Here is a 14684-nt window from a genome sequence, read left to right as displayed (position 1 = left end):
CAGCGTGAGACCAGAGAGAACTGTCGGGCGTGACCTTGGCAACCCGGTGCTGTCCCTGGGGGTGAACGGACCACGCGGCCGTCCGTATGAGCGTCGCCGCGCCGCGGGCCGCCGTTCCCGTTCCGGTGGGGGCGGCGGCCCGCTCCGTTGGCCGGCTCCCGCGTTCCGCCGGGCTGGACACCGCGCGTGCCGGCCGGGCGGACCTGAAAGTCCCCGCACGCGGGCAGGATAGGGTGTGGGCCATGAACAACCCGAACGAACTGACCGTCAGGATCGGCAGTCTGGAACGCACCCTGCCCACCGTCCGCGCCGGAAACCTGGGCCGCGTGCCACTGGTGGAATTCATCGGTGACAGCGCCTTCACGAACGCCGCCGCGCAGGAGATGGTCGCCCTGATCCCCCCGCAGACCGAGGTGCTGCTGACCGTCGTCACGAACGCCCTGCCGCTCACGCACGAACTGAGCGACCGCAGCGGCCTGCCGTACGTCTGCGCCCGCAAGAAACGCCGCACCTACATGCAGTCCCCGCTGATCCAGGAGGTGCCCAGCATGACCCTGGGCGTCACCGAAACCCTCTGGCTGGACGGCCCGCACGCCGAACGCCTGCGCGGCCGGCAGGTGGCCATCGTGCAGGACGTCGTGGCGTCCGGCGGGACGGCGCAGGCGCTGGCGCGACTGGTGGAACGCGCCGGCGGGACCGTCACCGGGTACCTCGCCGCGTTCCGGCAGGGCAACCCGCCCATGCCGGTCACGGCCCTTCAGGACCTGCCCCGCTCCCTGTAGTCCCGACGCCGGTTGAACGGGAGGCAAACCCCGCTCAACCGGCGTCCGTATCGGAGCGGCCCCGCAGCGTGCGAGCAGAGAGGACTGCCGGGCACTGCCGGGCGTGGAGCGGGCCACCTCCCGCGCGGGCGGAAGTGAACGAGACAGGCGGCAGTCCGCAGGCCCTGCCGGGCGGTCCGGGTCAGTGGGCCCCGCGCAGCAGGCCCGGCAGGTCGTCCTGCAGGCGGCGCATGGGCAGGTCGAACAGCGTGCGGGCCGGTTCGTTGGGCGCCGTGTTCCCCTCTTTCAACATGGCGTACTGGTCACGGGTGATCGGCGGGTTCGGCAGGACCTGCATCAGCGGGACCGCCAGGTCCATCAGCGCCAGCGGGACCGGCAGGATGGGTTTCTTGCGGTTCAGGGCCGCGAGTTCCAGTTCCAGCAGCTGCCGGAACGTGAATTCCTGCGGGCCGGTCAGGACGAGGGTCTGCCCGGCGCCCACGTCCGATTCCGCCGCCGCCGCGAAGGCCTGCGCGACGTCCTGCACGCTGACCGGCCGGAACGGGAAGCGGCCGTCCCCGATCTGCGGCACGACCGGCGCGGCGCTCACGAGTTCCCGCAGCACCCGCCCGAAGAAGTCGTCACCGGGACCGAAGATCAGGCTGGGCTGGAACACCGTCCAGTTCAGACCGCTGGCCCGCACGAGCGCCTCGGCCTGCGCCTTGCTGCTGGAATAGGCGCTGCCACTGCCGGGCCGCGCACCCAGCGCGCTCATGTGCACGTACCGCGCGTGCCTGGGCGTGGCGGCCAGCACGTTCCGGGTGCCGTCCACATGCACGCGCGCGAAGGTCTGGTCGCCCTTCTCGGCAATGATGCCCACCAGATGCACGACCACCTGCGGGTCGGTCTGCCCCACGGCGCGCTGCACGCTGCCGGGGTCCGTGACGTCCAGCGGCACGCCGGTCGCGCCGCCCACGTTCCCGCCGCGGCGGCTGCCGGCCGCGACAGTGTGACCACGCCTGAGCAGTTCGGCCACGACGGCCTTTCCGACGAAGCCGCTGGCTCCCGTGACAAGTACATTCATGCTGAACCTCCAGGTGAGGGGCGGGGGGGGACGCCGCCCAGCAGCGTGGCGGCGATCTGCTGCGCGGCGCTGGGCGCGTCGGGACCGGCGTACTCGCCGCCGAGGGTGCGGGCCAGGTGCGGCTGGCTGTTGAGCAGCGCGCCGCCCACGAACAGTGGCACCTGCAGGCCGTCCAGGTCGCGGCGGTGCTCCAGCGTGGCGTCCAGCGCCCAGGGGCCGTTCAGGGCCAGCAGGACCGCGCTGGCGTTGCGCTGCCGGGCATACACCGCCAGGTCGCCCAGCGGGACGTTCGCGCCCAGGTACGCCACCCGCACGCCCCGGCGGCGCAGCGCCAGCGTCAGCATCATCAGGCCCAGCTCATGCTGTTCCTGCGGGGCGCAGGCCGCCACGACCAGCGGCCCGAACCCCGCCTGCACGCCCGCCACGTCCATCAGGCCGGAGATGCGGGAACGCAGGAACGCGGTCGCCTGATGCTCGTGCGCGACCGTGATCTCCCCGCGTTCCCAGCGCGCGCCGATCTCGATCATGGTGGGGCTGATCACGTCGGTCATGACCAGTTCGACCGGCATCTGCGCGTGCACTTCCGACAGGACGGCCGCCGCGCGGTCGGTGTCGGAATCGATCAGGGCCTGCGTCAGCAGCGCCGACCACTGCGGGCCGCTGCGGCCGCCGGGCGGCTCGGGCGCGGCCCGGTCGGTGGGCGCAGCCGGACCGCTGCCGGCCGTCATGGCCTGCAGGGTCAGTTCGGCCGCCCGGCCGGCCGGCACGCCCGACTGCAGCTGTGACTGCATGTACTGGATGGCGGCCACGTCCTCGGGCGAGTACAGGCGGTAACCGCTGGCGTTGCGGCTGGGGTGCGGGAAGCCGTAACGGCGTTCCCACTGGCGCAGGGTGGTGGCGGGAACGCCGGTCTGCGCCTCGACTTCCGAGGCGGTGAACATTCCGGTCTGGGACCGTCCGGCAGTGGGCTTCATCTCGCTCCATTGTGGCGCCCCGCCGGGCGGACGGATGGTAAGGATTACGCCCAAGGGTCATCTGCCCGGCCGGGCCCGTGCCTACAATGCGGACTGCTCATGTCAGGCGCCGTCACCCCCCGAACCCTCCGCCTGCCGCTGCGGCGACTGCTGACCGTGTCCCGGCCCGCGCTGTGGGTGAACACGGTGGGAACGCTGGTCACGGGCGTGTGGCTCACGGGCCGCCTGTACACCCTGGACGCCGGACTGCTGGCGCTGCTGGCGTACCTGACGCTGCCGTTCAACCTGCTGATCTACGGCCTGAACGACCTGTGGGACCAGGAGGAGGACGCCCGCTCGTCCCGCAAGGGGGGCTGGCAGGGCGCGCGCCTGAGGGCGCAGGAGGCCGCGCCGCTGCTGCGCGCCACCCTCTGGTGGAACGTCCCCCTCCTGGCCCTGCTGAGCGCGCTGCTGCCACTCCCGGCCACGCTGCTGCTGCTGACGGCGGCGCTGCTGTTCACCGCGTACAGCCTCCCGCCGCTGCGCCTGAAGGCCCGCCCGTTCCTGGACGGCCTGAGCAACGTCGCCTACGCCCTGCCGCTCGCGCTGCCCGCGCTGGCCCTCGGCACGCCCGTCCCGTGGGGGCCGCTGCTGGCCCTCATGAGCTACTCGGTCGGGAAGCACGCCTTCGATGCCGCGCAGGACATTCCCGCCGACCGCGCCGCCGGAACCCGCACCGTCGCCACCACCCTGGGTGTACGCGGCGCCGCCGCCTACGCCCTGGCGTGGTTCGTCCTCGCGGCGGCGCTGCTGCTGCCCGCGTCGGGCCTGACCGCGCTGGCGCTGCTGCTGACCTGCGGCGGCATGGCCCTCAGGCTGCTGCGCCGCCCCACCCCGGAACAGGCCGCGCGGCTGTACCCGCTGAGTATCGTCACCCCCTGGATCGTCGGCGCGGTGGCGGGCGTGCAGCTCGTGTACCTCCTCGCACGCGGCCAGTGGGCCGGCTTCTGAGGTGACCCGCACCGTCGGCATCCTGGGGGGCGGGATCGCCGGACTGACCCTGGCCGCCCTGCTGGCCGCGCGTGGACACGCGGTCACCGTGTACGAACAGGACCGCGCGGGCGGCAAGCTGCGCCGCGAACAGGCGGGCGGCCTGCGCTTCGACACCGGCCCCAGCCTCTTCACCTTCCCGGACGTGTGGCACGCCGTCCTGAACCGCCTGCACGAACCCGACCCGCTCGACCTTCGCCCGCTGCCGGGCGCGCTGGGCGTGCACCACACCCCGCACGGACCGGTGCCGCTGCCCGTGCCGCCCCGGCATGCGCTGTTCCCGCACTGGCAGCGGTACGTGCAGGCCGCCCACCCGCTGCGGGCGCACCTGACCACGCTGCTGACCACCCCGCCGCGCCTGAACGACCCGGCGTTCCTGCGGGCGTCGGCGGCGCTGCTGCGCGTGACCGGCCCGCACGCCAGCGCCGCTGCGTGGCTGCGCGCCCGCACCCTGCCGCCCGCGCTGGAACACGCGCTCGCCACGCACGCCCTGAACGCGGGCCTCAGTCCGGCCGACGCTCCGGCCCTGTACGCGCTGATCCCGGCGCTGGTGGGCGACCGGGTATACCGGCCCGCCGGGGGGATGGGCGCGCTGCTGGACGCCCTGCGCGGTTTCGGCGAGGCGCGCGGCGTGACCCTCCGCGAGGGCGTGGGCGTCCGCGCACTGACCGGCAGCACCCTCACCCTGGACGGGGGAGAGGTCTGCCGGCACGACCTGACCGTCAGTGCCATCGACCCGGCCCGTCTCGCCCGGCTGCGCGGGAACTCGCCCCGGCCCGGTCCCCGCACGGTCAGTGGCGTCGCCCTGTACGCCGCGCTGCCCGCTCCCGCCGCGCTGCCCGCCACCAGTGTCCTCCCGCCGGAGTCCTTCCGGAGCTTCCGGGCTGCGCTGCGCGTCGGGGCCCTCCCGGAGACCACCCTGGCGCTCGTTCATGCGGACGGCCCGCGCCTCGCCGTGCTGCTGACCGCGCCCCCCACCGGCCGCTCCCTGACCGCCGACCACCCCTGGGTCCGGGCGCAGTTGCGGCGCGTGGAACGCACCCTGAACGTGCCCGGCCTGCTGGACTGCGCCCTCGACACGTTCACCCTGACGCCCGCGCACTACGCGCGGGGCGGCCATCCGGGCGGCGCGATCTACGGCGCGGCCCTGCCTGCCTGGCGCGGCGGGCCGCTGCACCCGCAGCCGTACCGCCTGTCGCCCACGCTCTGGCAGGTCGGCACCGGCGTGCATCCCGGCGGCGGCCTGCCCGCCATCCTGGGCGGCGCGCTGATCGTGGACCGCCTGCTGCGCGAGGCGGGCTGGTAGGCGTCCCTGCCAGCCCGCCGGACCCACAGGAGGCACCCCCTCCATGTGGAAGGGGTGCCGGTCGCGCCGAGGGGGTCTACGGACTGCCGTACGGTCTGTTCACGACCCGGAACACCACCGGGTTGCCCACTCCACGCCCGACAGTCCTCCTTTGCTCGGACTTTGCGGGGTCGCTCTCCGGGTCGCTCCGCCCGGCTTGAGCGGTGTGGGTCAACCGTTCAAGCCGAGTCCGTATGATACGGATTCCGTTTGTTTCGCCGACAATCCGGAACTTCACCGGATTGCCGCCTCCACGTCCGGAACCCGCCCAGCTCCCACTCGCTTCGCTCGGACCCAGCGGGCTTTGCAGCCCCTTCAATCGGAGTCCGCATTACTGGCCGGTGATGGCCTTGTAGGGGTCCACGAGGCCGTAGCCGAAGTTGTTGTCCTTCCCGGCGGCGCCGAGGTCCTTGGCGGTGCTGGTCAGCAGGTTCAGCAGTCCGGTGTTCGTGAGGGTGGGTTTGGCGGCCCAGACGACGGCGGCGGCGGCGCTGACGTGCGGGGTGGCCATGCTGGTCCCGTCGAGGTACTCGTAGTCGGCGCCGGTCACGGCGACCGTGCCGGTGGTGGGGAGCTTGGTCAGCAGGGCCTGCCCGTCGGCCTGCTGGATGCCGACGACAGGCACGGTGTAGGTGTTCGTGAGGGTCATGCCCAGCGCCCCGGCGGCGTTGTTGTAGATCATGACGCCCTTGGCGCCGCTGGCGACGGCGTTCGCGGTCTTCTCCTCGAAGGAGCAGGTGCCGCGGGCGATCAGGGCGATGTTCCCGGCCAGGGCGCTGTTGCGGGTGCTGGTGCCGCAGAATTCGTTCGCGCCGGCCGTGCCGGTGCCGTCGCCGGCCTTCACGACGTTCCCGGTGAAGCTGCCACGGCCGGTCTTGTCGGCGGCCTGCACGTTGCTGAAGGTCACGCCGCCGCCCGAGGCGCTCGCGGCGGTGCCCTGCCCGAGCGGCACGCTGCTCAGGACCGCCACGCCGGGGCCGGACAGGTCGACCTGCGTGCCGAAGTTGCTGAAGCTGGCCTTGTTCAGGTCGCTGTCCACGGCGGCCACGCCGACCACCTCGGTGTACGCGGCCGGGTAGGACACGGCCGCCCCGTCGTTCCCGGTCGCCGCGATGATCAGGGCGCCCTTGTTGTACGCGGCGGTGTAGGCACGCTGCTCGGTGGTGCTCCGGGCGCCGCCGCCCAGGCTCATGGACACGACCACCTTGTCCTCGGTGCCGCCCTGGCTCTTGAGCAGGGAGGTGCACCAGTTCACGCCGTTGATGATGCCGCTGCTGCTGCCCGACCCGGTGTCGCCCAGCACGCGGCCCATGTACAGGTTCGCGCCGGTCGCCACGCCGACCACGCCGTTCGGGTCCATGCCGCTCTGCTGGCCGGCCGCGCCGGTGCCCGCGCCGTACTGCGCGAATACGGTTCCGGCGACGTGCGTGCCGTGGTGGGAGACGTCGTTCAGGGCGTAGGGGTCGTTGCGGTTGGCTTCGGTGGTCACGAAGTTCTTGAAGCCCGTCAGTTTCCGCTGGAATTCCGGGTGGTTGCCGTCAATGCCGGTATCCAGGACGCACACCGCGACCCTGGTGGTGGCGGCCCCGGTGTACCCGGCGGCGCGCAGGGCGGGCACGCGCAGGGCGTTGTCACCCCAGGTGTACTCGCCGCTCGGCGCGTACAGCGCCTGGGCACTCAGGCCCTGGGCGCGCAGGGTGGAGGCGGGGCGGGCGTCGCTGCTGCCGCTGCGCATGCCCTGGGCGCGGTGCACGGCTTCCTGCTCGATGTACTCGACGCTGGGGTTCGCGCGGAGTTTCGCCAGGGCGGCGGGACTCAGGCGGACGGCGGCGGCGCTGATGTCGGCCCACTGGCTGGTCATGACGCCCCCGGCCGCGGTGATGGCCTGGGCCTGCACGGCGGCCTGCGCGGCGAGTTCCTGCGCGCCGAGGCTCTGGGCGCTGAGCGGCTGGCGGAAGCCCACGAGGTAGCTGCCCGCCTCGGCGGGTGCGATGGCGGCGGGGCTGGTGGCCTCCGGGGTGACGGTGGCGGTCTGCTGTCCGCAGGCGGCCAGGGTCAGGGCGAGGGTGGTTGCCAGCAGGGGGTGGGTCAGTTTCATGCGTGCCTCCGTGCGGTCTGGCCGTGTGATGTGAAGACGACTCCGGCCGCACGTGGGCGTGTGGCAGGGGGGTGGAATTCACCGGCAGGCGCTATTGCAATTGAGCTTGGCGCGGATACTAATGCGCTCCCGGGGTCTACCCGGATCGCTCGGCTAGACAGCTCTGGACCGAGTTCAGTTAATTCGCGCATTTCCGCTTGCAATTCTCCGCCCGGTCAGGTAAGTGCGGTCTGCTGACCGGCGGACAGTTCCCCTCCCCGGATTACGCATGAGAGGATTGGATCTTCATATGGCTGGCAGTTGAATATGCTCAGCGCCTCTATCACGCCAAGCAGAAAGTGCTGCGCTGGGCTGCAGTGGAAAGGCCCCACCTGCAAGGCGAAGAGGCAGCGGCCTGACGGCGCTGCCTCTCCGGAAAGGACGACGGACGCTTTACCAGCGCTCAGTCACAGTCTTCAGCTGCATGAAGTTCGCCAGGTAGTCCGGGCCGCCCGCCTTGCTGTCCGTGCCGCTCATGTTGTAGCCGCCGAATGGCTGCACGCCCACGATCGCCCCGGTGATCTTGCGGTTGAAGTACAGGTTCCCCACCTCGAACTCCGCGCGGGCCTGCTCCAGACGCTCCCGGCTGGCGCTGCACACGCCGCCCGTCAGGCCGTACTCGGTGCTGTTCGCGATATCCAGCGCGTCCTGCCAGTCCCGCGCGCGGATGACCGACACGACCGGCCCGAAGATCTCCTCCTGCGCCAGACGCGACTCGCGCTTCACGTCACCCACGATGGTCGGCTGCACGTAGTACCCCTGCTTCCCGTTCGCCTCGCCGGTCGCCGCGCCGCCCAGCAGCACCTTGCCCTCGTCGGGCGCGATCTCCAGGTAGCCTTTGATCTTGTCGAAGCTCATCTGGTTCACGACCGCCGTGACGTTCGCGTTCTCCTCGCCCGTGCCGACCTTCAGGGCCCCGGCGCGCTCCACGAAGGCATTCACCACGTCGTCGTACACGCTGTCCACCACGATCAGTCGGCTCATGGCGCTGCACTTCTGCCCGTTGAACCCGAACGCGCCCTGCACCGCCGCCGTCACCGCCACGTCCAGATCGGCCGTCTCGTCCACGATCATGCCGTCCTTGCCGCCCAGCTCCATGATCACGCGCTTGATCCACTTCTGGCCGGGCTGCACCTTCGCCGCCACCTCGTTGATGTGCAGGCCCACCGCGCGGCTCCCCGTGAACGTGATGAAGCGCGTCTTCGCGTGCGTCGTCAGGTACTCCCCGATCTCCCTGCCCACACCGGGCAGGAACTGCAGCACCCCGGCGGGCAGCCCGGCCTCCAGCATGATGTCCACCATGAACCCCGCGATCAATCCCGCGTCCTCGGCGGGCTTCACGATCACGCAGTTCCCCACCACGATCGGCGCGGCCGCCATCCCGATGAAGATCGCGCACGGGAAGTTCCACGGGCTGATGCTCACGCCCACGCCCAGCGGAATGCTCATCAGGCCGTTCTCCTCACCCTCGAACCACGTCGTCTCGCTGCTCCCGAAGCCCGAGTACTTCATGGCGCTGCGCGCGTAGTACTCCAGGAAATCGATCGCCTCCGCGACCTCCACGTCAGCCTCGGCGTAGTTCTTCCCGACCTCGATGCTCATCAGCGCGCACGCCTCCAGGCGGCGGCGCTTCAGGATCGCGGCCGCCTTCAGCAGCACCCGCGCGCGGGCGTCCATGTCCCACTTCTTCCAGCTCTCGAACGCCGCCCACGCGCCCTGCAGGGCACGCTCGGCATCCTCGATGGTCGCCTTCGCCGTCGTTCCCACCACTTCCGAGGTGTCGCAGGGGTTCAGGCTGGTCAGCTTCTCCGCCGTGTCCACCCGCTCGCCATTGATGACCATCGGGTAGTGCTTCCCGACCAGCTCGGCGCGGACTTTCTTGAGGGCGTCCTGATACGCGGTGACGTTTTCCTCTTTGGTGAAATCGATGAAGCTCTGCGGGCGGTACTCCTGAACTTTGATCATGGTGGGTCTCCTTAACAGAATTGGTAGCGCGAGATGGGGTCGGCTGGGTTGAATACGGGAGCTGAAATGTCCCGGTAGGTGGCGAGTTCCGGTTCCGTTCCCGCGCTGAGGACGTCGAAGAACGCTCTGAAGAGAGGCACTGGCTCGTCGGCCAGCACGATCCGGTTGCTCATGACGGTGTCGAAGAAGTTGACTTTCTCCCACAGCGAAGGCTCGTCTCTGGCGAGCAGAAGCGCAAGGCAGTCGAGGACGAGAACCTTCTGGAAGTCGTTCAGCGAGTCGAAGACGGGTCTGAGTCCATGTGCCAGAAACGCCTGGAGGCTGTGCGCATTGCCGGTGTACGGGGCCAGCACGTAGCTGTCCATCTCAAAATCCACCTTGTCCGGATAGGTCTGCCGGTACCAGTCGTCTGAGACATGAACGGCCGAATTCAGGACCTCATGCAGCCAGAAGAGGTTGATGTACCCCAGCGGGTTCATCACGTTCGTTCAGCCTTTGAGCATGCCGCGCAGGACGAACATGGCGTTGCGGGGCGTTTCGGCGATGCGGCGGCTGAAGTAGGGGTACCAGTCGCGGCCGTAGGGGATGTACGCGCGGACGCGGTACCCGGCGGCGGCGAGGTTGCGTTGCAGGTCGCGGCGGATGCCGTACAGCATCTGGAATTCGAAGGCGTCCTTGCTGATGCCGTGCGCCAGGGCGTACATCTGCACGTCGTGGATGATGCTCTCGTCGTGCGTGGCGACGTTCACGTAGTTCCCGGCGCTCATGTGGGCGTACACGAGGCGGCGGTAGGCGGCGTCCACGTCGGCTTTCTGCGGGTACGCGACCGTTTCGGGTTCCAGGTACGCGCCCTTCACGATGCGGAGGTTGGGTTTCAGGTCGTCCAGGCTGGCGCGGTCCTTCTCGGTGCGGTAGAGGTAGCTCTGGAGGACGGTGCCGACGTGCTGCCCGCCGAACTCGCCGACGAGGGTGCGGAACTGCATGAGGGTCTGGTCGACGCGGGGGTGGTCTTCCATGTCGAGGCACACGAAGCCGCCGTACTCCCTGGCGCGGCGGATGATGCGCCGGGCGTTCGTGAGGCCCAGGTCTTCACCATCCACGGTCTTGCCCTGGCCGACGCTGGAGAGCTTGATGCTGACGTAGGGCGTGATGCCGTCGGCGTGCGCGGCGTCGAGCATGGTGATGACGTTGTCGGCGAACTGCGTGCACTGCGCGGGGCTCTCGATGAATTCGCCCAGCAGGTCGAGGTTCGCCATGATGCCGTCTTTCTTCAGGTCGTGGACGGCCTGGATGGCGGTCTGGGGGGTTTCCCCGGCGACGAAACGCTGCGCCATGCCCCAGCCGCGGGCGCGGACGGCGTTCTCGATGGTTTTCTGCCCGGCGACGGTCAGGACGGCTTTGCGGTACAGCTGGTCGATCATGGGGTGCTCCTGGGTTGAAGGTCGTTCAGGACGAGGGCGGCGAAGGTGCGGACGTGCGTGCGGGCGGCGTTCCGCGCGGCGTCGTGGTCACGGGCGAGAATGGCGTCCAGCAGGGCGGCGTGCTGGGCGTCGGTCTGCGGGTGGGCGTTGTACGTGCGGGTCTGGTGCTTGATGAGCGCGACGCGCTGTTCGAGGTCGCGGTTCAGGTCGTTCAGGGCGGCGTTGTGCGCGGCGTGCGTGATGGCGCGGTGGAAGGCGAGGTCCAGGCGGGTCTGGGCGCGGTAGTCGCTGCCGGGCGCGGCGTGCAGGTCATCCAGGGCGGCGCGCAGGGCGGCGGCGTCGGTGGGGGTGTGGTGCTGCGCGGCGAGCGCGGCGGCCAGGCCGTCGAGTTCCTCGCGGACGACGTAGGTGTCGCGGGCCTCGGTGGCGCTGAGGGTGCGGACGCGCACGCCCTTGTTTGCCTCGGCGACGAGCAGGCCGTCCTGCGTGAGGCGCATCAGGGCCTCGCGGATGGGGGTGCGGGACACGCCGAGCTGCGCGCCGAGTTCAACCTCGCCCAGGCGTTCGCCGGGGGCGAGGTCGCCGTCCAGCACGGCGCGGCGCAGGTGTTCGTAGACGCCGTCGCGGACCAGGGTGGGACGCTCGAAGGAGGTCATTGTGGATATTGTATACAATATTGTGGGCGGTGCAAGGCAGGACCGGCCTGCCCCGCCGCTCAGTCCGGCATGCCCGGACCATCGTCGCGGACCCGCGCGAGCCAGCGGCGCTCCACGGCGTGCAGCGGGCGCAGGATGAACAGGAAGAGCAGGGTCGCGCCGCCCGCCAGCACGAACAGCTCCAGACCGCAGGCGACTCCCACCCCGGCGGTCGAGAGCAGGCTCGCGGCCGTGGTGAGGCCGCGCGTTCCCCGTTCCGGCCCCGCGAAGAAGATCGTGCCGGCCCCCAGGAAACTCACGCCACTCACCACCGCGCCCAGCACCCCGGCCAGATCGAATCGCACGCCCCCACCCACCGACAGGTACAGCCGGATCATCTGCCCGGCCAGCTCCACGAACAGCGCGGCGCTCACGCCGACCAGCATGTGGGTGCGCAGGCCCGCGCCGCGCCGAGGTCCCTCGCGCTCCCAGCCGACCAGCCCTCCCAGCAGCGCGGCGACCAGCAGGGGAAACAGCAGCTGCAGCTGCAGGCTCAGCGACTCGCTCAGAACACCCATGCAACACAGCCTAAGCCCCAGCCTGATCCCGGCCCCCCATCACCACCCCTATCAACTGTGAAGCGGCTTTCAATTGAGAGGGGGGCGGGGGCCTACACTGACCCCATAGTTTTCCTGGGTACGCAGTGAGTAAGGGGCGCACAAGGTTTCTGTGCGTCTCTTCGTGCCTTTGGAGACTAAGGAGTTGAACATGGCTGTAGGTAAAGTGAAATGGTTTAACGCGGAGAAGGGCTTCGGTTTCATTCAGACGGAAGGGAGCCCCGACGTGTTCGCGCACTTCAGCGCCATCCAGAGCACCGGCTTCAAGAAGCTCAACGAGGGCGATGAAGTCGAGTTCGAAGTGGAAGAAGGTCAGCGCGGCAAGGGCCCGCAGGCCAAGAACATCGTGGTCACCAAGGCCGCGCCCGTCAGCGAGTACGGCGGTGGCCGCCGCGACGACCGCTGGTAATCCCACACCATCCCTGACCGGAGGCGCCCACCTGGGCACCTCCGGTTTTTTCATCTCCTCCGCACCTGCGCCAATGTGCCTACATTCGCCGCACGCCACCCTTCTATACTCGTCAGTGATGACTGCAACCCAGACCGAGCCGACCGGCGTCAGCAACCCGCTGCTGAACGTCGGCTTCCGCATTCCCTTCGACCGCATCGCGCCCGAACACGCCGAGGCCGCCGTGGACACCCTGCTCGCGCAGACACAGGCGAAACTCGAGGAGCTGGCCCGCAGCGGCGAGCGCGGCTTTGCGACCTTCATGGCCGACCTGGACACCCTGACCGAGCAGCTGGATACCGTGAACACCATCGTCCACCACCTCGACAGCGTGAACAGCAGCCCCGAATGGCACGCCGCGAAGATGGCGATCCTGCCCAGGACCAGCGAGTTCTACACCAAACTCAGCCTGCACCCCGGCCTGTGGGCCGCGCTGAAAGCCTTCGCCGCCACGCCCGCGGCCGCCGCGCTCGACCCCGTGCGCGCCCGGCACCTGAAGCTCACCATCGACGAATTCCGCCGCGAGGGCGCTGACCTTCAGGGTGCCGAGCAGGAACGCCTGCTGGCCCTGAACACCCGCCTGGCCGAGGTGACCAGCCAGTTCAGCAAGAACGTGCTCGACGAGACGGCCGCCTTCGAACTGTACGTGCCCACCGGGCGCCTCTCGGGCGTGCCGCAGCGCGTGCAGGACGCCACCCGCCGCGACGCGGAGGCCAGAGGGAAGGAGGGCCACCGCCTGACCCTGCACGCCCCGGTGCTGCTGCCGGTCCTGACGTACGCCGACGACCGCGACCTGCGCCGCGACCTGTGGCTCGCCAACAGCCGGGTCGGCCAGCAGGACGGCCGGGACAACCGCCCCCTGATCCGCGAGATCCTGAAACTCCGCCGCGAGAAGGCCCAGCTGCTGGGCTTCCAGAACTTCGCGGACTACGTGCTGCAAGACCGCATGGCAGGCAGCGGCGAGCGCGCCCTGGCCTTCGAACGGGACCTGGACGCCCGCACCCGCCCCGCCTTCGAACGCGAGAACGAGGAACTGCGCGCCTTCCACCGCGCGCAGGTCGGCGCAGACGCCCCCGAACTGGAAGCCTGGGACGTCGCGTACTGGGCCGAGAAGCAGCGTCAGGCGAAGTACGACTTCGACGAGGAAGCCCTCAGGCCCTACTTCCCCATGGACGGCGTCCTGAAAGGCCTGTTCGAGATCACGAAGCGCGTGTTCGGCATCACCGTCACCGAGAGCGCCGCCCCCGGCTGGCACCCCGAGGTCCGCTACTACACCATTCACGACGAGACCGGCACCCACGTCGCGAGCTTCTACACCGACTGGTTCCCCCGTGACAGCAAACGCGCCGGCGCGTGGATGAACGCCTTCATCACCGGCGGCCCCCGCGAGCGCGGCGTGGCACCCCACCTGGGCCTGATGTGCGGCAACATGACGCCCCCCGACGCCCAGACGCCCGCCCTGCTGTCCATCCGTGAGGTCGAGACCGTCTTCCACGAGTTCGGACACCTGCTGCACCACGCCATGAGCCGCGTGGAAGTCCGCAGCCTGAGCGGCACCAACGTCCCGTGGGACTTCGTGGAACTCCCCAGCCAGATCATGGAGAACTGGGTCATGGAACGCGAGGCGCTCGACCTGTTCGCCCGCCACTACCAGACCGGCGAGCCCATCCCGCAGGCGCTGTTCGAGCGCATGATCGCCGCCCGCAACTACCGCGCCGCGAACGCCGCCATGCGCCAGTACTCCTTCGGCCTGACCGACCTGAGCCTGCACGTCGAATTCGACCCCGAAGGCGACACGGACCACATCGCGTACGCCCGCGACCTGATGGCCCGCTTCAACCCCACCCCGCTGCCCGCGCACTACGCGATGATCGCCGCGTTCAACCACCTGTTCAGCAGTCCCGTCGGCTACGGCGCCGGGTACTACAGCTACAAGTGGGCCGAGGTTCTCGACGCCGACGCGTTCAGCCGTTTCGCCGCCGAGGGCATCTTCAACCGCGACACCGGCCGCGCCTACGTGGACAGCATCCTCAGCCGCGGCAACAGCGCCGACCCCGCCCACCTGTACCGTGAATTCATGGGCCGCGACCCCGACGCGGACGCCCTGCTGCGCCGCAGCGGCCTGCTGGAGTAAAGCGCCGACAGGCGAAAGGGGTAGTTGGCTGGAACTATGCCCGACAGGGAACGCCTTGAGGCCGTGACAGCCACGCTCGCAGCGTCCAAACGCGATCGGTCAGCCCAATCGCCATCGCCGGTGTGCGCTGGAGG

General features: G+C 69.9%; 13 protein-coding genes. 5 read left to right on the top strand and 8 right to left on the bottom strand.

What is annotated here, in order from left to right; translation table 11 throughout:
* The first annotated feature begins 242 nt into the window (after window positions 1-242).
* Complete coding sequence (locus tag ABDZ66_RS05280; RefSeq protein WP_343756893.1) at window positions 243-782, top strand: phosphoribosyltransferase family protein; 540 nt, start codon at window positions 243-245, stop codon at window positions 780-782.
* 181 nt (window positions 783-963) lie between these two features.
* On the opposite strand, the gene ABDZ66_RS05275 is transcribed toward ABDZ66_RS05280, so the two are convergent.
* The gene (locus ABDZ66_RS05275; RefSeq protein WP_343756891.1) at window positions 964-1845 is read right to left on the bottom strand and encodes a complex I NDUFA9 subunit family protein; all 882 of its coding nucleotides are present in this window, start codon (window positions 1843-1845) and stop codon (window positions 964-966) included.
* Window positions 1842-2819 carry a MerR family transcriptional regulator gene (locus ABDZ66_RS05270; RefSeq protein WP_343756888.1) on the bottom strand — a complete coding sequence of 326 codons (978 nt, stop codon included), beginning with the start codon at window positions 2817-2819 and terminating at the stop codon, window positions 1842-1844. Before ABDZ66_RS05270 ends, ABDZ66_RS05275 begins: the two co-directional genes overlap by 4 nt.
* A gap of 99 nt (window positions 2820-2918) precedes the next feature.
* Here ABDZ66_RS05270 and ABDZ66_RS05265 point away from each other — a divergent pair, with 99 nt between their 5' ends.
* Both ABDZ66_RS05265 and ABDZ66_RS05260 read left to right on the top strand, forming a co-directional pair.
* A complete protein-coding gene (locus ABDZ66_RS05265) occupies window positions 2919-3809 on the top strand; it encodes a UbiA family prenyltransferase (protein ID WP_343756886.1) in 891 nt (296 codons plus the stop codon).
* Between the two features lies 1 nt (window position 3810).
* Complete coding sequence (locus tag ABDZ66_RS05260) at window positions 3811-5154, top strand: phytoene desaturase family protein (RefSeq protein ID WP_343756884.1); 1344 nt, start codon at window positions 3811-3813, stop codon at window positions 5152-5154.
* Between the two features lie 370 nt (window positions 5155-5524).
* On the opposite strand, the gene ABDZ66_RS05255 is transcribed toward ABDZ66_RS05260, so the two are convergent.
* The 6 genes from ABDZ66_RS05255 to ABDZ66_RS05230 form a co-directional block, all read right to left on the bottom strand.
* Window positions 5525-7291 carry a S8 family serine peptidase gene (locus tag ABDZ66_RS05255; RefSeq protein ID WP_343756882.1) on the bottom strand — a complete coding sequence of 589 codons (1767 nt, stop codon included), beginning with the start codon at window positions 7289-7291 and terminating at the stop codon, window positions 5525-5527.
* 432 nt (window positions 7292-7723) lie between these two features.
* A complete protein-coding gene (gene pruA / locus ABDZ66_RS05250; RefSeq protein WP_343756880.1) occupies window positions 7724-9295 on the bottom strand; it encodes an L-glutamate gamma-semialdehyde dehydrogenase in 1572 nt (523 codons plus the stop codon).
* Window positions 9296-9306: 11 nt separating this feature from the next.
* Complete coding sequence (locus tag ABDZ66_RS05245; RefSeq protein WP_343756878.1) at window positions 9307-9777, bottom strand: hypothetical protein; 471 nt, start codon at window positions 9775-9777, stop codon at window positions 9307-9309.
* A gap of 6 nt (window positions 9778-9783) precedes the next feature.
* Complete coding sequence (locus tag ABDZ66_RS05240; protein ID WP_343756876.1) at window positions 9784-10716, bottom strand: proline dehydrogenase family protein; 933 nt, start codon at window positions 10714-10716, stop codon at window positions 9784-9786.
* Complete coding sequence (locus ABDZ66_RS05235; RefSeq protein ID WP_343756874.1) at window positions 10713-11372, bottom strand: GntR family transcriptional regulator; 660 nt, start codon at window positions 11370-11372, stop codon at window positions 10713-10715. Before ABDZ66_RS05235 ends, ABDZ66_RS05240 begins: the two co-directional genes overlap by 4 nt.
* Window positions 11373-11431: 59 nt before the next feature.
* Window positions 11432-11929 (bottom strand): MgtC/SapB family protein, encoded by a 498-nt coding sequence (locus ABDZ66_RS05230; protein WP_343756872.1) that lies wholly within the window; start codon window positions 11927-11929, stop codon window positions 11432-11434.
* A 190-nt stretch (window positions 11930-12119) separates the two neighbouring features.
* Between ABDZ66_RS05230 and ABDZ66_RS05225 the strand changes: the two genes are divergently transcribed.
* Both ABDZ66_RS05225 and ABDZ66_RS05220 read left to right on the top strand, forming a co-directional pair.
* Window positions 12120-12377, top strand: a complete 258-nt coding sequence (locus ABDZ66_RS05225) for a cold-shock protein (RefSeq protein WP_189063788.1) — start codon at window positions 12120-12122, stop codon at window positions 12375-12377.
* A gap of 118 nt (window positions 12378-12495) precedes the next feature.
* Window positions 12496-14550, top strand: coding sequence for a M3 family metallopeptidase (locus tag ABDZ66_RS05220; protein WP_343756868.1), 2055 nt, complete (start codon window positions 12496-12498; stop codon window positions 14548-14550).
* The last annotated feature ends 134 nt before the right edge of the window (window positions 14551-14684 follow it).

Source organism: Deinococcus depolymerans, assembly GCF_039522025.1.
Taxonomy (GTDB): Bacteria; Deinococcota; Deinococci; order Deinococcales; family Deinococcaceae; genus Deinococcus; species Deinococcus depolymerans.
The sequence above is the reverse complement of the archived record's forward strand: the minus strand, read 5'-3'. Positions and strand labels throughout refer to the sequence as shown.